This window comes from Croceitalea sp. W27 (assembly GCF_055693185.1).
The window spans coordinates 3,238,660-3,260,945 of record NZ_CM146327.1 but is presented as its reverse complement, the minus strand read 5'-3'; the positions used below and the strand labels follow the sequence as shown (position 1 = coordinate 3,260,945).

15 protein-coding genes are annotated in these 22,286 nt (G+C 38.8%); 13 read left to right on the top strand and 2 right to left on the bottom strand.

Annotated features, from left to right (window positions below; genetic code table 11):
• The first annotated feature begins 111 nt into the window (after positions 1-111).
• The 7 genes from ACZ1GR_RS14700 to ACZ1GR_RS14670 all read left to right on the top strand — a co-directional run bounded on the left by ACZ1GR_RS14700 (position 112) and on the right by ACZ1GR_RS14670 (position 6,513).
• Positions 112-675, top strand: a complete 564-nt coding sequence (locus ACZ1GR_RS14700) for an RNA polymerase sigma factor (RefSeq protein ID WP_472609655.1) — start codon at positions 112-114, stop codon at positions 673-675.
• Positions 675-1,433: an anti-sigma factor gene (locus tag ACZ1GR_RS14695; protein ID WP_472609654.1), complete on the top strand. Its 759-nt coding sequence runs from the start codon at positions 675-677 to the stop codon at positions 1,431-1,433. The genes ACZ1GR_RS14700 and ACZ1GR_RS14695 overlap by 1 nt, the downstream gene beginning before the upstream one ends.
• 72 nt (positions 1,434-1,505) lie before the next feature.
• Positions 1,506-1,706 (top strand): membrane or secreted protein, encoded by a 201-nt coding sequence (locus tag ACZ1GR_RS14690; RefSeq protein ID WP_472609653.1) that lies wholly within the window; start codon positions 1,506-1,508, stop codon positions 1,704-1,706.
• 32 nt (positions 1,707-1,738) lie between these two features.
• Positions 1,739-2,302, top strand: a complete 564-nt coding sequence (locus ACZ1GR_RS14685; protein WP_472609652.1) for an RNA polymerase sigma factor — start codon at positions 1,739-1,741, stop codon at positions 2,300-2,302.
• Positions 2,303-2,357: 55 nt separating this feature from the next.
• Positions 2,358-3,233 carry a lipoyl synthase gene (gene lipA, locus ACZ1GR_RS14680; RefSeq protein WP_472609651.1) on the top strand — a complete coding sequence of 292 codons (876 nt, stop codon included), beginning with the start codon at positions 2,358-2,360 and terminating at the stop codon, positions 3,231-3,233.
• A 53-nt stretch (positions 3,234-3,286) separates the two neighbouring features.
• Positions 3,287-4,297 (top strand): type I glyceraldehyde-3-phosphate dehydrogenase, encoded by a 1,011-nt coding sequence (gene gap, locus ACZ1GR_RS14675; protein ID WP_472609650.1) that lies wholly within the window; start codon positions 3,287-3,289, stop codon positions 4,295-4,297.
• Positions 4,294-6,513 (top strand): hybrid sensor histidine kinase/response regulator, encoded by a 2,220-nt coding sequence (locus ACZ1GR_RS14670; protein WP_472609649.1) that lies wholly within the window; start codon positions 4,294-4,296, stop codon positions 6,511-6,513. The genes gap and ACZ1GR_RS14670 overlap by 4 nt, the downstream gene beginning before the upstream one ends.
• On the opposite strand, the gene lpxK is transcribed toward ACZ1GR_RS14670, so the two are convergent.
• A complete protein-coding gene (lpxK, locus tag ACZ1GR_RS14665) occupies positions 6,485-7,501 on the bottom strand; it encodes a tetraacyldisaccharide 4'-kinase (protein WP_472609648.1) in 1,017 nt (338 codons plus the stop codon). The two genes, ACZ1GR_RS14670 and lpxK, sit on opposite strands and share 29 nt — an antisense overlap.
• A 48-nt stretch (positions 7,502-7,549) precedes the next feature.
• Between lpxK and ACZ1GR_RS14660 the strand changes: the two genes are divergently transcribed.
• From ACZ1GR_RS14660 to ACZ1GR_RS14640, 5 genes are all read left to right on the top strand, one after another.
• Positions 7,550-8,644 carry a Nif3-like dinuclear metal center hexameric protein gene (locus tag ACZ1GR_RS14660; RefSeq protein WP_472609647.1) on the top strand — a complete coding sequence of 365 codons (1,095 nt, stop codon included), beginning with the start codon at positions 7,550-7,552 and terminating at the stop codon, positions 8,642-8,644.
• Positions 8,645-8,647: 3 nt separating this feature from the next.
• Positions 8,648-9,427 carry a zinc ribbon domain-containing protein gene (locus ACZ1GR_RS14655; protein WP_377764793.1) on the top strand — a complete coding sequence of 260 codons (780 nt, stop codon included), beginning with the start codon at positions 8,648-8,650 and terminating at the stop codon, positions 9,425-9,427.
• A 169-nt stretch (positions 9,428-9,596) separates the two neighbouring features.
• Positions 9,597-9,725 carry a DUF2256 domain-containing protein gene (locus ACZ1GR_RS14650; RefSeq protein WP_472609646.1) on the top strand — a complete coding sequence of 43 codons (129 nt, stop codon included), beginning with the start codon at positions 9,597-9,599 and terminating at the stop codon, positions 9,723-9,725.
• Positions 9,726-11,021 (top strand): DASH family cryptochrome, encoded by a 1,296-nt coding sequence (locus ACZ1GR_RS14645; protein ID WP_472609645.1) that lies wholly within the window; start codon positions 9,726-9,728, stop codon positions 11,019-11,021.
• 1 nt (position 11,022) lies between these two features.
• Positions 11,023-12,555, top strand: coding sequence for a cryptochrome/photolyase family protein (locus tag ACZ1GR_RS14640; RefSeq protein WP_472609644.1), 1,533 nt, complete (start codon positions 11,023-11,025; stop codon positions 12,553-12,555).
• A 137-nt stretch (positions 12,556-12,692) separates the two neighbouring features.
• On the opposite strand, the gene ACZ1GR_RS14635 is transcribed toward ACZ1GR_RS14640, so the two are convergent.
• Positions 12,693-13,241: a ClpP family protease gene (locus ACZ1GR_RS14635; protein ID WP_377764790.1), complete on the bottom strand. Its 549-nt coding sequence runs from the start codon at positions 13,239-13,241 to the stop codon at positions 12,693-12,695.
• A gap of 405 nt (positions 13,242-13,646) precedes the next feature.
• Here ACZ1GR_RS14635 and ACZ1GR_RS14630 point away from each other — a divergent pair, with 405 nt between their 5' ends.
• Entirely contained in the window at positions 13,647-22,265 is an 8,619-nt protein-coding gene (locus ACZ1GR_RS14630; RefSeq protein WP_472609643.1) for a Calx-beta domain-containing protein, read from the top strand.
• Positions 22,266-22,286 lie beyond the last annotated feature (21 nt).

The following is a 22,286-nucleotide window of genomic DNA, read 5'->3' as shown; positions in this document are numbered from 1 at the left end:
TTAAATTAAATACGCTGTAATAATCAATTTCTTACTTTAGCGTTTGTATATATACGATAAGAAATATTTTTTGGACTTTTTTAGAAGCTATTTTTTATCAACGCCCTATAAATGAGCACACTACTTGAAAAACATATTGTAGAATTATTACAAGATCGAGATGAAAAGGCAATTTCACTACTTTATGACAACTATGGTGATACCCTTTATGGAGTTGCCTATAAAGTAGTGAAAGATGAAGATTTAGCGCAGGATGTATTGCAAGAGAGTTTTATAAAAATCTGGAAGAAATCAGATTCTTATGATGCTAGCAAGGCAAAGCTTTTTACTTGGTTATTTAGAATTACAAGAAATACGGCAATCGATAAATTAAGGAGTGTAAACACAAAAGCCGATAAAGAAATCCAAATTGACGTTTCAGACGTATATAACTTAGGCACAAGAGGTATTATGCCCGAGTTGATGGATGTTAAGGAGAACCTTGACAAAATTGAGCCGAAGTATAAAGTAGTCCTCGAAGCCTTATTTTTTGAAGGAATGACCCAACAAGAAGCGAGTGATGAACTCGACATCCCTTTGGGTACAATTAAATCGCGACTGAAAATTGGACTTCGCGAATTGCGTAAAATATATGGCACATCAATGGTGCTGGCAATAGTTTTAAGTGTGTTGTAATGAAAGAAAAGATTAAAATATTTTTGGATACCGACCTGTTGGAAAAATACCTCTTAGGTTCTACAACAACGGAAGAATCGCTCAGAGTAGAGCGTTATATTGCCATGTACCCTGAAGTAAGGGAAGCATATAACGAACTGCAAGAAAATCTTGAAACTTTTGCCAAAATGCATGCCTTAAAGACACCTCAAGGCCTTAAAGAGCAGATTCTTTTTAGAATTAGGCAAGAAAAGCGAAGTAGAAGTAAATTTTACAGATTTGCTGTAGCGGCGAGTATTGCGGCCTTAATTTTTGCCGGAGCAACCTATTTCTTTTACAATCAGAATAAGAGTTTACAAGAAGAAAATTTGATTGTTAATAGTAAGATTCAAGATTTGGAGAATGATATGAAAATTCAACTTGAAGACATCAGAAACCAATATATCGTTCTTAACAATCCTAATACAAGAAGATTTACCGTTAATGGTAATAAAAAAGCCCAGGAGTTAAAGGCTGTTGCCTACGTAAACCCGGTAAAGAAATTATCGTATATAAACGTAAGTAACCTTCCACAACTTCCTGAAGACAAATGTTTTCAAATGTGGGCGGAAGTTAATGGTGAAATGGTGAATCTAGGAATCATCAAACAATTCGATGATAAGGAAAAACTGTTGGCCCTACCCTACGCAGATAATGCTGTTAGCTACATCACCATAGAACCTCAAGGAGGAAATGAAACGCCTACAGTGCAAAATATCGTAGCGAATATCAAGTACTAAATTTCCCTTAAAGGAAAATAGTTTCAGCATTTCTTCAGTGCATATTTTGTACTTTTGTACAAAATTCAATACATGAAGTTGATTCTTCTCACTATAGCACTTTTGGCCTTAGCTTTCGCCGGTATAGCCATTAAAATTTGGTCAAAGAAAGATGGCAAATTTGCAGGAACTTGTGCCAGTCAAAATCCTTTTCTAAATAAAGAGGGCGAAGTCTGCGGTTTCTGTGGAAAACTGCCCGATGAACAAGACTGCAAAAAAGATGCAGTTGCTTAATGCCCCTTGCAGACAACCCGTAAATTACTTTTTTGGATAAAACAGACGAAGTTTTAAAAGAGAGAATAGACAAGGCTAAAGCTGGAAATCAAATTGCTTTTAGTTCTTTATTAGATACCTTTTGGAATTATGTGTACTATTTTCAATTGGACCGGACCAAAAATGAAAATGACGCCGAAGACATTACCATTCAAACCTTCTCAAAGGCATTTGATAAAATAAAGACTTATGATGATAAGTATGAGTTTAAAACTTGGCTCATTACAATTTCGAAAAATATACACGTAGACCTTATTAGAAAACGAAAACATAATGTGTTGGCAGGTATTGAAAATAGTACTTCCGATGCTGTCAAAAAAGTGCTGGACGAATCCCCTACGGTGGAAGACCAGCTAATTACGGAACAAAATTTGGCTACTTTACTTTCTCATATCAAAAAACTGAAGCCCCACTATCAAGAAGTTATCAATCTGCGCTATTTCAATGAATTGAGCTATGCAGCTATTGCAAAAGAGCTTAACGAACCAGTAAACAACGTTAAGGTAAAGCTCTTAAGAGCGAAAAAATTATTAGCGGAAATCATTAAAAGCAAGTAGGTTTTCTAAAAAACAGTTGACCCCCAATTCGTATATTTGCAATAAAGAATTTGTTATGAGTGTAGAAACAGCCGAACATGTGCGCCCACCAAAAGGCAAACCAAAATGGTTAAGGGTAAAATTGCCCACAGGTAAAAAATACACTCAACTTCGCGGATTAGTTGAAAAATACGACCTTCATACCATATGCACCTCGGGTAGTTGCCCTAATATGGGTGAATGCTGGGGAGAAGGTACCGCGACTTTTATGATTTTAGGTAATGTTTGCACACGCTCTTGCGGCTTTTGCGGTGTTAAGACAGGCCGACCAGAAAGTGTAGATTGGGCCGAACCAGAAAAAGTAGCACGTTCCATCAAAATCATGGGGATCAAACATGCCGTAGTTACTTCTGTTGATAGAGATGATTTAAAGGACATGGGGTCCATCATTTGGGCCGAAACGGTAAAAGCTATCCGTAGAATGAATCCTGAAACTACTTTAGAGACGTTAATTCCAGATTTCCAAGGTATTGAAAATCATTTGGACAGAATTATAGAAGTTGCTCCTGAAGTAATTTCGCATAATATGGAAACTGTAAAAAGGCTAACCAGAGAAGTGCGAATACAAGCGAAATACGACCGAAGTCTTGAAGTTTTGAATTACCTCAAAAAAAATGGTGCTAACCGAACAAAATCTGGAATTATGCTAGGTTTAGGCGAGCTAGAAGAGGAAGTAATACAAACCATGAAAGACCTTAGAGTAGTAGATGTTGATGTAGTGACCATAGGTCAATATTTACAACCTTCTAAAAAACATTTACCTGTCAAACAATTTATCTTACCTGAACAGTTCAAAAAATATGAAAATATTGGTTTAGAACTAGGTTTCAGGCATGTAGAAAGTGGGGCTTTAGTGCGTTCTTCATACAAAGCGCACAAACATATTCATTAATAGACACCCGTTTTAAAGCACAATTTCATATTCGCTCTAACATATAATATCAAATGAAAAATATCACTATTGGTATTAATGGTTTTGGAAGAATAGGCAGGACGCTCTTTAGACTTCTAGCTGATAATCAAAACATAACTGTTGTTGCTATAAATGATTTAGCCGATGCGGAAACACTTTCGCATTTGGTGAAATATGATAGTATTCATGGCATGTTCCATAAGGAAATTTCCTTTAAAGAAAATAACATTCTTTTCAAAAATCAAGAGATACCCGTTTTAAACTTTTCCCGCCCTGAAGCCATTAATTGGGGCGATTATGACGTGGATATTGTAATAGAGGCTACCGGTAAATTTAAGTCGAAAAAGGATTTAGAAGGTCATCTTAAGAATGGTGCAAAAAAGGTTATTCTATCGGTACCACCCTCTGATGATAGCATGAAAATGGTTGTTTTGGGCGTAAATGAAGGCATTTTAGATGAAAGTGACCATATCATTTCCAATGCCTCGTGTACAACGAACAATGCGGCTCCAATGATAAAAGTAATTGACGAATTGTGCGGTATAGAGCAGGCTTATATTACCACTATTCACTCCTACACCTCTGACCAGAGTCTACATGACAGGCCCCACAGGGATTTAAGACGCTCAAGGGCAGCATCTCAATCAATTATTCCTACAACTACGGGTGCCGCCAAAGCACTGACAAAAATATTTCCTGATTTAGGTAATGTAATCGGGGGCTGCGGCATTCGGGTGCCTGTGCCAAATGGTTCGTTAACCGATATAACTTTCAATGTCAAAAAAGAAACTTCCATTGACGAAATAAACCGTACTTTTAAAAGTCGAGCTGAAAAAGACTTAAAAAATGTACTTTTTTATACAAAAGACCCCATAGTTTCTATTGATATAAACAATAGTTATTATTCTTGTACGTTTGATTCTCAGATGACTTCGGTTATTGGAAAAATGGTGAAAATTATAGGCTGGTATGACAATGAAACTGGTTACTGTGCCAGATTGATCGACTTAATAAATCTACTTATCAAGAAAAACTACGTTTGACGCGCAAAAGCTCATATACAATTTTACCCAATCTTATATTGGCTATTGTTTTTGTACTTCACTCTTTCGGTACAAGGGCTCAAGATACCTATTTGGCCAAAGATACCATGGCTACCGTTTACAAAGAAGCCCGTACCCTTCGAAATCAAAATGAAATTTCTTCCGCTATTGATGTTCTAAATAAAGCTACAGAAATAGCTGAAAAAAACGACAATCCGAAAACACTGGTAGACATCTACCAGAAAATTGCATTGCTTCATATCGAGTTAAATGACCACGACACCGCTTCTTTTTATAGAGATAGGGCAGGTGCAATATTGAAGAGCACAGAATACCGCCTGGGTGACGCTTTTCAAAAATTCATAGATGCCACGATTTTATATCGCGAAAAAAATAACTTTCAGGCCATAAAAATGCTTGAAGAAGCTAAATTGCTAAGCAACGATAAAAATCTAATAAATAATATTGAATTAACGGAAGCTACCATTTTTATCAATATTGAAAAGTTTGACGAAGCAGAAACTAAATTAAATGCACTGCTTGTAAATTCTGATATTGATGAACGGGTATATCTGGCCACCAAAGCAAATCTTGGTCTAGCCGAACTTAACTTCAAACAAGGTAATCTTGAAAAAAGCGCCAAACATGGTGAGGCAGCTTTAGAATTGGCTACAAAGAATAACTTTTTTAAAGAAATGTTACTGGCTAACCAGTTTCTTGCCAGAGTTTATGAAGATTTAAGGGAATATGATAAAGCTTTAGGATTTACCAAAAATCTATTAAATATCCGGGATTCACTTTACACCATAGAACGATTTAAACTTGAAACAAAAAATGCCGATAAGATTACCACCAAATTTCAAGGCGAACAAATTCAGAAATTGAGTGAAGAAAATGAAACTCTTAGCGAATCTAAGAATAGGTCTGAAATTACGGCAATATTGGCTTCAGCATTTTTGGTAATCATTTCTTTATTGGCCGTCTCACTTTTTAGAAACAATCAAATTAAACTAAAAACCAACGATTTACTTCAGACCAAAAACAGCGAACTAGAGACCGCAAGAGACTCTGCTGTTTCGGCAATGAAAGCTAAAACCAATTTTTTGTCTACGGTAACACATGAACTTAGAACACCGTTGTACGCCGTTACCGGACTCACACACTTGTTGTTAGATGAGAACCCTGCAGAGCATCAAAAAGAGCACTTAAAATCCCTAAAATTTTCAGGTGAATACTTATTGAACTTTATCAATGATATTCTTCAAATCAATAAAATAGATGCAGATAAGTTAGAAGCATTAAATGTTGAATTCAAATTAAAAACAGTACTAACAGATGTGATAGATTCATTGCAGCAAAAAGCGAATGAGAATAGCACAAAAATTGTATTGGACTATGACAACGACATTCCAATGCACCTAATGGGAGACCCCGTGAAGCTATCTCAAATTATAATGAATTTAGTCGGCAATGCCCTTAAATTTACGGAAGACGGTCAAGTAGATGTAATTACGAAACTTGAAAGTAAAGATGAAAATCGTGTAAATGTATATTTTGAAATACGTGATAACGGCATTGGTATTTCTGAAGAACAACAAAGAAACATCTTTGATAGTTTTGAACAAGGCTCTGTTCAGATAAATCGAGAATATGGTGGAACTGGTCTTGGCCTCACCATTGTTAAAAGCCTTTTAGGCCTATTTAACAGTAAAATTCAATTAAAGAGCGAGATTGATGTTGGCAGTTCCTTTTATTTCAACTTAGATTTAGAGTATCAAGACAGCGTAGTAGCTGATATCTCTTTTGAAATGAGCCAAGAAGATTTTGATTTTACCGGGTTACATATATTAATCGTTGAAGACAACAAAATAAACCAGGTAATTACCAAAAAAATGCTGAATAAAAAAGGTATTTCTTGTGATATTGCAAATAATGGTAATGAGGCGATTGATGCCGCCAAGAACAAGAGGTATGACGCCATTTTAATGGACATTCATATGCCGGGCATCAGCGGAGAAGAGGCTACTATACAAATACGAATGTTCAATAAAGAAATACCCATAATCGCTTTAACTGCAATTTCCATGGATGACAGCCTCGATAGTTTTTACGCTGCAGGCTGCAACGATGTCGTCACAAAGCCTTTTAAACCTGAGGTATTCTATCAAAAAATTGGAGAAAATATATTTAGGAAGAAGACCGAAAATCAGGCATAATATTCTTTATTGCTTTTTCAATACTTTCATTACCATTGCCCAAAAATTCATGCCGTACTTCTATATAGAACAGGTTTTTACATCTTCCTTTTAGTTTGGTAAAATCTTTTTCGGTGGTAACAATACATTCATTTTTAGAAAAACTTTCAATATCATTTTCGCTAAAAGAATGATGATCCGCAAATTGAAAGTGTTCAAAACTGCTTTTCACAGTAATTAAATAATCGAGTAAAGGTTGAGGACTGGCAATTCCGGTTACCAAAGAAAAACGTTTTCCTTGTAAACTGGAAAGCAATATTCGGTTATTCGATCCTACCAAAAACTCATTATATTTCAATGTACTGAACAATACTTGCTGATAGGCTCTAGGTTTTATTGCGTTAACAATGCTTTGTTTTTTTTCTTCCGTAATACAACTAGGGCATTTCGTGACGATTATAATTTGGGCTCTTCTAGCTTCCTTTTTACTATCCCTTAATTCTCCGGTAGGCAAGTACCAATCATTGACATACAAATTAGAAAACGTAGTTAAGAGAATAGAAAGCGTAGGTTTTACCTTTCTATGTTGAAAGGCATCATCTAACAAAATTAAATCCGGATTTATCTTTCGGACCAGTGTAGCGATTCCATTTTGTCTGTCTTCATCAACAGCAACGGTTACCGTATTAAATTTGGAGTGGATTTGAAAAGGTTCATCTCCTAGCTCTAGAACAGTCGATTGCTCATCGGCCAATAAAAATCCTTTCGTTTTTCTTCGATAGCCCCTACTCAATACCGCCACTTTATGATGCTCTTCAAACAGTCGTAGAATATATTCGATCATTGGTGTTTTACCGGTACCACCTACACTTAAATTACCAACACAAACCGTAGGCACTTGAAATGATATTGACTTGAACCAACCCTTATCATAAAAAAAATTACGCAGGTAAACCGCCATAGCATAGACTAAAGAAACCGGAAAAGCTATTTTACGTAAAAGTCGCATCTGGGCGAATTTATAATATTTTATCTTTAACGACATAAAATAGCCGTAATGACTGTTAATGATATTACTGAAATACTAGAAGACCTTGCCCCTTTACATTATGCCGAAGATTTCGACAATGTAGGCTTGCTGGTAGGCAACCTGAACCAAAATGTATCGGGTATTCTAGTAACTCTAGATACCTTGGAAAATGTGGTCGATGAGGCCATCGAAAAAAAATGTAACCTCATTGTGAGCTTCCATCCAATTATCTTCAAAGGCTTAAAAAAAATTACGGGACGAAGCTATGTAGAAAGAGTTGTAATGAAGGCCATCGCCAATGACATTTCCATTTACAGCATGCACACCGCCTTAGACAACTCAAACATAGGCGTAAATGCTAAAATTTGTTCGATGCTAGGTGTTCAAAACCCTAAAATTCTTATTCCTAAAAAGGGTACCATAAAAAAGTTGACCACTTATGTGCCTAAAACCGATATTGAAGAATTAAAAAATGCGCTTTTTAATGCCGGTGCCGGCAATATAGGTAATTATAGCAACTGTAGCTTTAGTACTGAGGGCACAGGAACTTTTAAAGCAGAAAAAAACGCAAACCCTGTAAAAGGAACTATTGGTGCGGTACATCATGAAGAAGAAATTCAATTATCGGTGACTTTTTTAAGTCAAAAAGAAGCTCAAGTTATCGCTACTTTGTTCAAACATCATCCCTACGAAGAAGTGGCCTATGAGATTACCACGCTAGAGAATGTAAATCAAAATATGGGCCTGGGTATGATTGGAGAACTAATGGAAGAAATGGATGAGGAGGAATTTTTTAATCATCTAAAAACTAAAATGAATGCACAAGGCATAAGACACTCTGCTTTTTTAGGAAAGAAAATAAAAAGAGTAGCAGTTTTAGGAGGAAGCGGTGCATTTGCAATTTCGGCCGCGAAAGCTTCAAAAGCAGACGTTTTTATTACTGCCGATGTTAAATATCATCAATTTTATGAGGCTGAAAATCAATTTATTATAGCAGATATAGGTCACTTTGAAACCGAGCAGTTTACAAAAAACCTATTGGTAGACTTTCTTACAAAAAAAATTCCTAATTTTGCGGTCACTTTATCGGAAAGTATAACTAATCCTATCAAGTATTTTTAACATATGGCGAAAAAAACGGAAACAACTGTAGAAGACAAATTACGTGCATTGTACGATTTACAATTAATCGATTCTAGAGTTGATGAAATAAGAAGTGTTCGTGGTGAATTACCTTTAGAAGTTGAAGATTTAGAAGACGATGTTCTAGGTCTTAAAACCAGAATGGATAAGTTGAAAACCGATGTTGAAACAATAAACTTTGAAATCACGGCAAAAAAGAATCTTATAGAAGAATCTAAGGTGCTTATCAAAAAATATGCTGAGCAGCAAAAGAATGTACGTAACAGCCGTGAATTTAATTCGCTTAGCAAAGAGGTTGAGTTTCAAGAATTGGAGATTCAATTAGCAGAAAAAAACATCAAGGAGTTCAAAGCTCAGATAGAACAGAAAAAAGAGGTAATCTCAGAAACTAAAGAAAAGCTTAGTGAAAGAGATGCACATCTTAAACATAAGAAGAGTGAGTTAAACGCCATTTTGGCTGAAACTGAGAAAGAAGAGCTAGCACTTTTAAAGAAATCTCAAGAGTTCGAAGATAAAATTGAAGAGCGCCTTATTAAAGCGTACAAGCGTATTCGTCACAATGTTAAGAACGGATTGGCGGTTGTGCCAATTGAACGTGGTGCATCTGGCGGTTCATTTTTTACGATACCACCGCAAGTACAGGTTGAAATTGCCTCTCGTAAAAAGATTATTACGGACGAACACAGTGGTAGAATTTTAGTTGACCCTACCCTAGCGGATGAAGAACAAGAAAAAATGCAAAAGCTTTTTAGTAAGATTTAGAATATTTTTTTTAGAAGATTTATGAAAGCCATCCCAGACTAACGGATGGCTTTTTCTTTTAATACATAGTTTAGTTTTTTGAAAGACGTCCACCCTACTTCAAATACAAAACAAAATCTTCAAAAGACTTATTTTGTTTAATTTTTTATTATTTTTATTAAACAGAATAATGAAGCGAAACCTGCCCGTAAAAATTTGCCTCACTTGCGATAGACCATTTAACTGGAGAAAAAAATGGTCAAAAGACTGGGATAATGTAAAATACTGTAGTGAAAAGTGCAGAAGAAACAAAAAGTAGATGAATACCCTAATTTGGTTTAGAAACAATCTTAGAACCACAGATAATCTTTCACTTCAAAAGGCGTGTAAAGGCGACAAAACGATAGCGGTGTACTTTTTCGACCCTAGACAGTTTGGTTTGGGTGAATTTGGCTTTAAAAAAACAGAAAAATACCGAGCACAATTTTTAATTGAGTCAGTAGCTAACCTAAAGACCAATCTTAAAGAACTGAACATACCCCTGTATCTATTTGTTGCTAAACCTGAAGAAAAATTAAGCGACTTGCTCGTTAAACATAAGATAGATGCTATTTATCTACAGGCCGAATGGACAAGGGATGAAAACACCGTTCTTGAAAATGTTAAAGCTTCAGTTCCCAAGAATGTTAAATTTGTAGAAAGTTGCGATCAATTTTTATTTGATCCCGAACACATCCCCTTTTCTAGTTTTAATGAGGTACCCGACATTTTCACAAACTTCAGAAAACAGTGTGAAAAAAATATATCGATTAGAGAAGAAATAGGTGTTCCTCAAAAAAAGCCCAGTGAAAACTATTTCGAAACAGAAACCCATATACCTTCCCTAATAGAATTGGGTTCCGAAACTTTTTCAGGAGATTCCAGAAGCGCATTTCCTTTTAAAGGTGGGGAAGAAAATGCTTTAGAACGTTTAAATTATTACTGTTGGGAGTCTAAAAGACTTGCTACTTATAAAAAGACCCGAAATGGATTAGTAGGAATAAACTATAGTTCTAAACTCTCTGCTTGGTTGGCCAACGGATGTATCTCTCCGGTGACCATTTACTGTGAAGTAAAAAGGTTTGAAAAGGAAATCCGTAAAAATCAAGACACTTATTGGCTAATTTTTGAACTAATCTGGAGAGACTATTTTAAGTACGTAAGTCTAAAATACAAGCAAAAAATATTTCAGTTAGGTGGAATTTTAGATAAAAAGTATACCTGGAATACAAACCAAGAAATACTTGACTCTTGGATCAACGGAAAAACCAAAGAACCCTTTGTTAACGCCAATATGATAGAGCTTTTAAAAACTGGGTGGATGAGTAATCGAGGTAGGCAAAATGTAGCCAGTTTCTGGTCTAAAGAACTACAACAAGATTGGCGTATCGGTGCTGCGTACTTTGAAAGTATGCTTATCGACTATGATGTTCACAGTAATTGGTGTAATTGGATGTACAACAGCGGGGTAGGTAACGACCCCAGAGATAGAAAATTCAATATTGGTCGACAGGCGGCTATGTACGACTCAAAAGGAAAATTTCAAAAGCTTTGGCTACAAGAACCACTATTTTAGAATGAAGAAAATACGTTTAATACTAGGTGACCAACTGAACTCAAAACATAGCTGGTTTAACACACAAAACGATGAGGTTATTTACCTAATGGCTGAAATGCGCCAAGAAACGGACTATGTAAAGCACCATATTCAAAAGGTGGTAGCTTTCTTTTTATCAATGCGCAATTTTAAAGAAGAGTTAACCGCTAAGGGACATCAATTTTTATATTTCAAGATTTCTGATAAGGACAATCCGCATAAGCTCGAAAAGATTGTACAAAAAGCGATTGAAAAAAGTGGAGCGAAAAAATTTGAATATCAACTACCAGATGAATATCGCCTAGATGAACAACTAAAAAAAATCTGTTCCGATTTAGATATTGAAACAGAAGCCTTCGATACAGAACATTTTTTTACCAAGCGTGAGGAGCTAAAAGACTTTTTTGAAGGGAAAAAACAATTGATCATGGAGAATTTCTATCGCATGATGCGAAAGAAACATGATATTATGATGGTAAACGGACAACCAGATGGAGGCAAATGGAATTTTGACCATAACAATCGTAAAAAATGGCCGGGCAGTCCAGAAATTCCTCATGAACGTGGTTTCCGAAAAGATATTAGCTCAATTTTAGAGGAAATTAAAAAAGCAGGGGTCAATACTTTTGGGAATATAGCATCCGATAATTTTAATTGGCCCACCTCACGTGCCGACTCGCTATCAGTGCTAAATTACTTCTGTAAAAAGCTATTGGTTCATTTTGGCGACTTTCAAGACGCCATGCATACCAAAGAAAAGTATTTATTCCACTCAAGACTTAGCTTTGCGATGAACAGCAAAATGCTATCACCTAAAGAGGTAATCGAAAAAGTGCTTGAGTATTATTATGAACATACCGATGAAATCGATATATCTCAGGTAGAGGGTTTTGTGCGTCAGATTTTAGGTTGGCGAGAGTACATGCGGGGTATCTATTGGAAAGAGATGCCGAATTATCGAAAACTTAACGAATTAGACAACAACAATCCATTGCCCGATTTTTTCTGGACCGGAAAAACAAAGATGAACTGCCTAAGCCATGCCATAGGCCAAAGTCTAGATGATGCCTACGCACATCATATTCAACGATTAATGATTATTGGCAACTATGCCCTATTAACGCAAACCAATCCTGATGAAGTAGACAATTGGTATTTAGGGGTATACATTGATGCTATTGAGTGGGTAGAAATAACCAATACCAGAGGTATGAGTCAGTTCGCCGACGGGGGAATCGTTGCCACTAAGCCTTACGTAAGTAGTGCCAATTACATCAATAAAATGGGTAATTACTGTAAAGAATGTCAATACAGCCACACTAAAAAAACAGGGGAAGACGCCTGCCCCTTCAATGCCTTATATTGGAATTTTTTAGACGAGAAAAAAGATTACTTTAAAAATAATCAACGAATGGCGATGATGCTGAACCTTTTGAAAAAGAAAGATTTGACAGAACTTCAGCAATTAAAGGATAGGGCTGCAGATGTAATCTCGAATCCTGATAAATTTTAACTTTTATTAACGAAAGGTACAAATCCAATCAACGACAGATTGCGTAAATATTGTAAACTATTCCGCGAGAGCGCCTATATATAAAAAGTCCTTCACAGTATACTGTGAAGGACTTTTCATTTATATCTTAATTACTTCTATTTTAGTATTTTATCAACAATACCATATTTTAAAGACTCCTCGGCTCCCATCCAATAGTCACGGTCAAAATCTTTCATCACTTTATCAAAATCTTGCCCGCAATTATCGGCCAAAATTTTAGCACCTAACTCTTTCGTCTTAATAATTTCTTTAGCTTGAATTTCGATATTAGACGCTTGCCCTTGAGCACCACCGCTCGGCTGATGAATCATTACCCGTGCATGGGGTTGAATGAATCTGCGGCCTTTTTCACCCACAGATAAAAGAATGGAGCCCATAGATGCCGCAAGACCTGAACAAACTGTAGAAACAGGACTTTTTATTTGTTTAATAGTATCGTAAATAGCAAATCCGGAAGTCACATAACCTCCTGGGCTATTGATAATTAACTGTATTTCTTTGTTGTTTAGCAAATCAAGGTATAATAATCTATCAACTACATGTTTTGCAGAATTATCATCTACCATACCCCATAAAAAGACTTTACGTTCTTCCAATAATCTTTCTTGTATAGCCTCTTGTACTTTTCCTTTTTTAGAACTCATTCTTTCTTTTTAAGATAGACCACAAAATTAACTAAATATTTTATGATTTTTTAATCGAAAAAAAATACGCAAACATATTACAACTATAAGCATATAGTCTATTTCTTACAATCCAATTTTACAGTCATTTGACATACAAAACTTGCTGTTTCACAACAATTTACCAATATCGGTGGTATAATACCGTTCATCTAGCTGATTGTTCTTAATCGATTTATTAACCACCAACAACGTGAAATTTATGCAAGATTCGTATTTGGGGCTACTTTTACCACGTAATTGAACCCAAATCAATTCAAGAATAAAATTAAAGCTTAACCTATGAACTCTCTCCCTTACTGATTAGTGTAATAAGACGTTCTAAGGTTTTGAAATTTTAAACATGAATTTCATAAACTGAAACCTATGACCACAATAATACAACGTGGCAGCAATTTTGCTAAACTCCCTATTATTCTACTGGTACTATTGGCTTTTTCCAGCACCGGTATTTTTGCACAAGCAAATTCCATTAAAAGTGGAGTGACCTTTAATTGGGCCGATGTGCAAGCATCAGATAACGATCCGGCAACGATTGAGTCTATAACCATAAACGGAGAAGAATATAATACCTTTGTGGTACCATCAAATTATAGTTTGATTCGTGTAGGTCCTCAGGGAGATGGATCTAATGGTATTCGACAGAATGGAAATCAAGTACTTGGCACAAGTGCTGATGTAAACTGGGCAAGTGAAGCACTTAAAGCATATCAGTCTACCAATCTTAACTACTATTTCGAATCAGGTCAAAATGGTGATGATATTTGTGAGGATTCTTTAGCCTTACCAACATCCGATACCCAAATACAAGAGATTACATATAGTCCTGGTATACCTTCTAACCCAGGAGGAGTAATAGCTATAACCGAAAGGGGTGGTAATAACTGCTTATATGTAGAATTATTTGGAATACCTCAATCAGGTGGAGCAGAACAACTATTGGGCGAAACGTTTGTAAAAACCGATGGTGATTTAAAAGGTAACTTACCACAAACTCCCCCTGCGGGTAATTCTGATTTCTGGGCAAGTGGAAGAAAAAATGACAGAAGTAATCAAGTTATAGGAATTGCTCTATATACATTATCCGATTTGGCACCTGTAGGATCAACAATTACCAAAATAAGATATTACGGTGCAACTAAAGATCACGGTGACGGTAAATTCTTTTTAATGCAAACCTATGCGCAAGACGACTTTTTTGACCCTGAGTTTGAAGAAGTGTTTAACGGAGATGTTGGAGCTAATGATAACGTACCAATTGGTTCAACATATAGCTTTTTTGCTAATGCCCAACCTTTAAACGGCACTGTTGTCGTAAATACCGATGGTACCTTCACCTATACTCCCAATCCGGGTTTTACAGGTACCGATGTTTTTGAAGTACAGGTATGTCTGCCAGCACCGAATCAAAATGTTTGTGACATTTCGGTGGTTACCCTTAATGTTAAGTCTAGTGTTAGTATAGATAATGCTTCCGCAAATGAAGGTGACAACCTGACTTTCACGATTTCAACGAATGATCCATCAAGCGAACCTCTTGATTTTAATATCTCTTATACGAACAATTCAACCACTAATGCTGATTATTCGGGTCCGTCAACTGTTACTTTACCGGCAAATGCCTCTTCGATAACATTTGATGTTCTTGCGATAGATGACGATTGGGTTGAAGCAACAGAACAAAATTTTACAGTCACCATTAGTGAATCAAGTGGTGCTGTTACTATAACTGATAGTGAAGGAACTGGAACTGTTATAGACACTGACATTGCCTATGTAGTAGGGGGGAATTTCAGTGTAGATGAAGGTGACACCATTCAATATAGACTATTTTTATCAACAGGTACTAATACCTCAGGGCAACAGTATGTAGGTATTGAAGATTCTTACAGTGTCGATTTTGCAACCGAAGAGCGACCCACCTCCTCAAATCCCGCAACAGATGGTTCTGATTTTAATAGTTTTAGTACGACTGTTTCATTCCCTCCTAATGCAATAGCAGGAACTGAAATATTTATACCCGTTCCAACTACAGAGGACAACTTAATTGAACCTACTGAAGAGTTTAGTGGTGTTAAATCTAGAAATTCTGCTGAAACAAGCAAATACGGGACAGGACCTTCAAGGGTAAGTATTAATACGGAAAAATCAGCCTTAAGAATTCTTGATGATGACAACAATCCGGGCAATGGGCTGTCCATCGTTCAGACCGATGTCATCGTGACCGAAGGGGCTGGCGTAACCGCTACTTTCGATGTAACACTTACTGGCGACTATGCTGCTGGATTTGATGTAGATTTCTCCACTGCCTTTGGTACCGCTACCGCGACCGACCTTACTCCGATCACCAACGGTACGATTTCATTCGCCGGTAACGATGGGGAGGTACAGCAAATCGTTGTTTCCATATTGAACGATAACATCATTGAGGCCCAAGAGGCCTATACCGTAACCCTGAACAGTACAACCGATCCTTTGGTGCCCATCAACGATGGTACAGCTAACGGTATCATCAACGATGATGACAACAATCCGGGCAATGGGCTGTCCATCGTTCAGACCGATGTCGTCGTGACCGAAGGGGCTGGCGTAACCGCTACTTTCGATGTAACACTTACCGGCGACTATGCCGCAGGCTTTGATGTAGATTTCTCCACTGCCTTTGGTACCGCTACCGCGACCGACTTTACTCCGATCACCAACGGTACGATTTCATTCGCTGGTAATGATGGGGAGGTACAGCAAATCGTTGTTTCTATTCTTAACGATAACATCATTGAGGCGCAGGAGGCCTATACCGTAACTTTAAATAGTACCACCGATTCTTTGGTGCCCATCAACGATGGTACAGCTAACGGTATCATCAACGATGATGACAACAATCCGGGCAATGGCCTGTCCATCGTTCAGACCGATGTCATCGTTACGGAAGGAACTGGGGTGACCGCTACTTTCGATGTAACACTTACCGGCGACTATGCTGCTGGATTTGATGTAGATTTCTCCACTGCCTTTGGTACCGCTACCGCGACCGACTTTACTCCGATCACCAACGGTACGATTTCATTCGCCGGGAACGATGGTGAGGTACAACAGATCGTAGTGTCCATACTTAACGATAACATCATTGAGCCGCAAGAGGCCTATACCGTAACTCTAAATAGTACTACCGATCCTTTGGTGCCCATCAACGATGGTACAGCTAACGGTATCATCAACGATGATGACAACAATCCGGGCAATGGCCTGTCCATCGTTCAGACCGATGTCATCGTTACGGAAGGAACTGGCGTAACCGCTACTTTCGAGGTAACACTTACTGGCGACTATGCCGCAGGCTTCGATGTAGATTTCTCTACGGCCTTTGGTACCGCTACCGCTACCGACCTTACTCCGATTACCAACGGAACGATTTCATTCGCAGGGGACGATGGTGAGGTACAACAGATCGTAGTGTCCATACTTAACGATAACATCATTGAGGCCCAAGAGGCCTATACGGTAACTTTAAATAGTACCACCGATCCTTTGGTGCCTATCAACGATGGTACCGCTAACGGTATCATCAACGATGATGACAACAATCCGGGCAATGGCCTGTCCATCGTTCAGACCGATGTCATCGTTACGGAAGGAACTGGGGTGACCGCTACTTTCGAGGTAACACTTACTGGGGACTATGCCGCAGGCTTCGATGTAGATTTCTCTACGGCTTTCGGTACCGCTACCGCGACCGACCTTACTCCGATCACCAACGGTACGATTTCATTCGCCGGTAACGATGGGGAGGTACAGCAAATCGTTGTTTCCATATTGAACGATAACATCATTGAGGCCCAAGAGGCCTATACCGTAACCCTGAACAGTACAACCGATCCTTTGGTGCCCATCAACGATGGTACAGCTAACGGTATCATCAACGATGATGACAACAATCCGGGCAATGGGCTGTCCATCGTTCAGACCGATGTCGTCGTGACCGAAGGGGCTGGCGTAACCGCTACTTTCGATGTAACACTTACCGGCGACTATGCCGCAGGCTTTGATGTAGATTTCTCCACTGCCTTTGGTACCGCTACCGCGACCGACTTTACTCCGATCACCAACGGTACGATTTCATTCGCTGGTAATGATGGGGAGGTACAGCAAATCGTTGTTTCTATTCTTAACGATAACATCATTGAGGCGCAGGAGGCCTATACCGTAACTTTAAATAGTACCACCGATTCTTTGGTGCCCATCAACGATGGTACAGCTAACGGTATCATCAACGATGATGACAACAATCCGGGCAATGGGCTGTCCATCGTTCAGACCGATGTCGTCGTTACGGAAGGAACTGGCGTAACCGCTACTTTCGATGTAACACTTACCGGCGACTATGCTGCTGGATTTGATGTAGATTTCTCTACGGCTTTCGGTACTGCTACTGCTACCGACCTTACTCCGATCACCAACGGAACGATTTCATTCGCCGGGAACGATGGTGAGGTACAACAGATCGTAGTGTCCATACTTAACGATAACATCATTGAGCCGCAAGAGGCCTATACCGTAACTCTAAATAGTACTACCGATCCTTTGGTACCTATCAACGATAGTACAGCAAATGGTATCATCAACGATGATGATAGTAATCCTGGGGATGGGCTGTCCATCGTTCAGACCGATGTCGTCGTGACCGAAGGGGCTGGGGTGACCGCTACTTTCGATGTAACACTTACTGGCGACTATGCTGCTGGATTTGATGTAGATTTCTCCACGGCTTTCGGTACCGCTACCGCTACCGACCTTACTCCGATTACCAACGGAACGATTTCATTCGCCGGGAACGATGGTGAGGTACAACAGATCGTAGTGTCCATACTTAACGATAACATCATTGAGGCCCAAGAGGCCTATACGGTAACTTTAAATAGTACCACCGATCCTTTGGTGCCTATCAACGATAGTACAGCAAATGGTATCATCAACGATGATGACAACAATCCGGGCAATGGCCTGTCCATCGTTCAGACCGATGTCATCGTTACGGAAGGAACTGGCGTAACCGCTACTTTCGATGTAACACTTACTGGCGACTATGCCGCAGGCTTCGATGTAGATTTCTCTACGGCCTTTGGTACCGCTACCGCTACCGACCTTACTCCGATTACCAACGGAACGATTTCATTCGCCGGGAACGATGGTGAGGTACAACAGATCGTAGTGTCCATACTTAACGATAACATCATTGAGGCCCAAGAGGCCTATACGGTAACTTTAAATAGTACCACCGATCCTTTGGTGCCTATCAACGATAGTACAGCAAATGGTATCATCAACGATGATGACAACAATCCGGGCAATGGCTTGTCCATCGTTCAGACCGATGTCATCGTTACAGAAGGAACTGGGGTGACCGCTACTTTCGATGTAACACTTACTGGCGACTATGCTGCTGGATTTGATGTAGATTTCTCCACGGCCTTTGGTACCGCTACCGCTACCGACCTTACTCCGATTACCAACGGAACGATTTCATTCGCCGGGAACGATGGTGAGGTACAACAGATCGTAGTGTCCATACTTAACGATAACATCATTGAGCCGCAAGAGGCCTATACCGTAACTCTAAATAGTACTACCGATCCTTTGGCACCTATCAACGATAGTACAGCAAATGGTATCATCAACGATGATGACAACAATCCGGGCAATGGCTTGTCCATCGTTCAGACCGATGTCATCGTTACAGAAGGAACTGGCGTAACCGCTACTTTCGATGTAACACTTACTGGCGACTATGCTGCTGGATTTGATGTAGATTTCTCCACGGCCTTTGGTACCGCTACCGCTACCGACCTTACTCCGATTACCAACGGAACGATTTCATTCGCCGGGAACGATGGCGAGGTACAACAGATCGTAGTGTCCATACTTAACGATAACATCATTGAGCCGCAAGAGGCCTATACCGTAACTCTAAATAGTACTACCGATCCTTTGGTACCTATCAACGATAGTACAGCAAATGGTATCATCAATGATGATGACAACAATCCGGGCAATGGCTTGTCCATCGTTCAGACCGATGTCATCGTTACCGAAGGAACTGGGGTGACCGCTACTTTCGATGTAACACTTACTGGCGACTATGCCGCAGGCTTCGATGTAGATTTCTCTACGGCCTTTGGTACCGCTACCGCTACCGACCTTACTCCGATTACCAACGGAACGATTTCATTCGCAGGGGACGATGGTGAGGTACAACAGATCGTAGTGTCCATACTTAACGATAACATCATTGAGGCCCAAGAGGCCTATACGGTAACTTTAAATAGTACCACCGATCCTTTGGTGCCTATCAACGATGGTACCGCTAACGGTATCATCAACGATGATGACAACAATCCGGGCAATGGCCTGTCCATCGTTCAGACCGATGTCATCGTTACGGAAGGAACTGGGGTGACCGCTACTTTCGAGGTAACACTTACTGGGGACTATGCCGCAGGCTTCGATGTAGATTTCTCTACGGCTTTCGGTACTGCTACTGCTACCGACTTTACACCGATCACCAACGGAACGATTTCATTCGCCGGGAACGATGGTGAGGTACAACAGATCGTAGTGTCCATACTTAACGATAACATCATTGAGCCGCAAGAGGCCTATACCGTAACTCTAAATAGTACTACCGATCCTTTGGTACCTATCAACGATAGTACAGCAAATGGTATCATCAACGATGATGACAACAATCCGGGAGTGACTGGCATTGCCTTTACCAATACCAATGTTATTGTGACTGAGGGTAGCGATGCTTTCGCTAGATTCACAGTAACACTTACTGGCAATATTTCAGAAAATGTCACTGTAGATTATGTAACGAATAATGGTACTGCAATGGACGGCAGCGATATGACCACTCAATCAGGCACTATTACCTTTACGCCCACCGTGAATTCATTTGATATTGATATTCCAATTTTAAATGACAACATCATTGAACCAACTGAGGAATTTACAGTTGTACTTTCTAATATTCAATCTAATTTAGAAATCGGTTTTGTAGACGGCAACACTACCAATACTGCTACGGGTACTATTAATGATGATGATAGCGACCCATCTTTAGGTGTTCAGTTCGATATCACCGGTATTGATGTAAATGAAGATGCAGGTACCGTTTCTCTTGAAGTTATCTTAAATGCTGATGTGCAAGATGAATTTACTGTAGAATATCACTCTACTGCTGGTACAGCTACTGATGCTTTTGACTATACCGGTATTGCCAGCGGCACACAAACATTAACTTTTGGTGGGGCTAATGCTAATACACAAACAATTACTATTCCTATCATTGATGATGTCATCATTGAAGATACTGAAGACTTTAATGTTATATTAAGTAATATATCAACAACTCTTGTAACTATTCTTACGAATGATACTGCTACTATAAATATCATCGATAATGATGGTAACGAAGGTTGGCCAGAAGATATCACTATCGAGGCTTGTGATACTATTCCTCCTGCTGAGGATATTACTTCAACTAGTGCTTGTGCTATTACTGTAGTACTAGTAGAAACTGTTGACGGGGATACAGATTCTTGTCCTACAGAATATACAATTACTAGAACTTGGACTATTACCGATTGTGTTGGTAATGTTCGTGAGCATGTTCAAGTAATTACCATAGAAGATACTATTGCACCTACTTTTGTGCAAGCACTTCCTGCGGATATGACCGTACAATGTGATAGTGTACCTGATGCTGATGTATTGACTGCTATTGATAGCTGTGAACCTAACATGGTAGTTGATTTTGCGGAAACTGTCACTGATAGTGATTCATGTCCTTCAGATTATATCATTACGAGAACATGGACAGTTTCTGACTGTGCCGGTAATAGTGTTTCACATACACAAACCATCATAGTAGAAGATACTGTAGCTCCAACTTTTGTAGAAGAGTTACCTCAGAGCATGACAGTACTTTGTAACGAAGTTCCTGATGCAGTAACCCTTACCGCCACTGACAATTGCGATAGTAACATTGTGGTAGACTTTACAGAAACTACAACTAATGATGCAAATTGTTTGAGCGGGTATACTGTTACAAGAGTTTGGACTACTAGCGATTGTGCCGGAAATACCATTTCACATACTCAAATAATCACTATTGAGCCTACTGGACCTATTACAGCTAGTGATTATGACGAGGAGGTTACTATTCTTTGTGGAGAGGAAATACCTCCTGTACCAGAATTAACCTTTATGGGTGGTTGTGGTAACTACACTGTAGTATTTAACGAAGTAAGACAAGATGCTACTGATGGTTCTGAAGATTTTATGTTAATCAGAACTTGGGATGTAACAGATTCTTGCGGTAATACTGCTTCTTTTGAGCAAATCATATTTGTATTCCAACCACAACTGGAAGAAGTGACCATAGATATTTGTATTGAAGATGAGCCTTTTGATTTAATCAATTACCTGCCAGAGTCATTCGATGCTAATGGAACTTTTGAAATTCTTGAGGGAAATGTAGTTCTAAACGGAAGTATGTTTGACCCTATTGACCATTTACCTGGCGAATATAAAATAGCCTATAGTTCGATTGAAGGAGACTGTAAGTATTATGTCGATTTTACCATTGTGGTTAATGCAGATTGTGTGCCGTGCGGTCGCGGTGAAATAGAAATCTCTGAAGCAGTAACTGCTAACAGCGATGGTATCAACGATACTTTTGAAATTAGAGGTGTAGAATTCTGTCAGTTTACTTTTGATGTTCAGATTTTTAACCGATGGGGCGATAAGGTATATGAGTCAAAAGACTACCGTAACGATTGGAACGGTTCTTCGCCAAGCGGCTCAGTTGGGACCTCTGGTGTACTACCTTCTGGAACATATTACTATATTATAAATGCTACAGACAATCAACTAGGCACAGCATTGGAGCCGTTTAATGGGTTTATCTACCTAGGCACCAAATAAAAATTTTTAAATACAAAAGGG

Excerpts from the sequence above, each read along its gene's own strand:
- ACZ1GR_RS14630 (WP_472609643.1), top strand. The coding sequence starts at position 13,647 with ATGACCACAATAATACAACGTGGCAGCAATTTTGCTAAACTCCCTATT.
- ACZ1GR_RS14660 (WP_472609647.1), top strand. The coding sequence starts at position 7,550 with ATGACTGTTAATGATATTACTGAAATACTAGAAGACCTTGCCCCTTTA.
- gap (WP_472609650.1), top strand. The coding sequence starts at position 3,287 with ATGAAAAATATCACTATTGGTATTAATGGTTTTGGAAGAATAGGCAGG.
- lipA (WP_472609651.1), top strand. The coding sequence starts at position 2,358 with ATGAGTGTAGAAACAGCCGAACATGTGCGCCCACCAAAAGGCAAACCA.
- ACZ1GR_RS14655 (WP_377764793.1), top strand. The coding sequence starts at position 8,648 with ATGGCGAAAAAAACGGAAACAACTGTAGAAGACAAATTACGTGCATTG.
- lpxK (WP_472609648.1), bottom strand. The coding sequence starts at position 7,501 with ATGCGACTTTTACGTAAAATAGCTTTTCCGGTTTCTTTAGTCTATGCT.
- ACZ1GR_RS14650 (WP_472609646.1), top strand. The coding sequence starts at position 9,597 with ATGAAGCGAAACCTGCCCGTAAAAATTTGCCTCACTTGCGATAGACCA.
- ACZ1GR_RS14635 (WP_377764790.1), bottom strand. The coding sequence starts at position 13,241 with ATGAGTTCTAAAAAAGGAAAAGTACAAGAGGCTATACAAGAAAGATTA.
- ACZ1GR_RS14695 (WP_472609654.1), top strand. The coding sequence starts at position 675 with ATGAAAGAAAAGATTAAAATATTTTTGGATACCGACCTGTTGGAAAAA.
- ACZ1GR_RS14640 (WP_472609644.1), top strand. The coding sequence starts at position 11,023 with ATGAAGAAAATACGTTTAATACTAGGTGACCAACTGAACTCAAAACAT.
- ACZ1GR_RS14690 (WP_472609653.1), top strand. The coding sequence starts at position 1,506 with ATGAAGTTGATTCTTCTCACTATAGCACTTTTGGCCTTAGCTTTCGCC.
- ACZ1GR_RS14700 (WP_472609655.1), top strand. The coding sequence starts at position 112 with ATGAGCACACTACTTGAAAAACATATTGTAGAATTATTACAAGATCGA.
- ACZ1GR_RS14645 (WP_472609645.1), top strand. The coding sequence starts at position 9,726 with ATGAATACCCTAATTTGGTTTAGAAACAATCTTAGAACCACAGATAAT.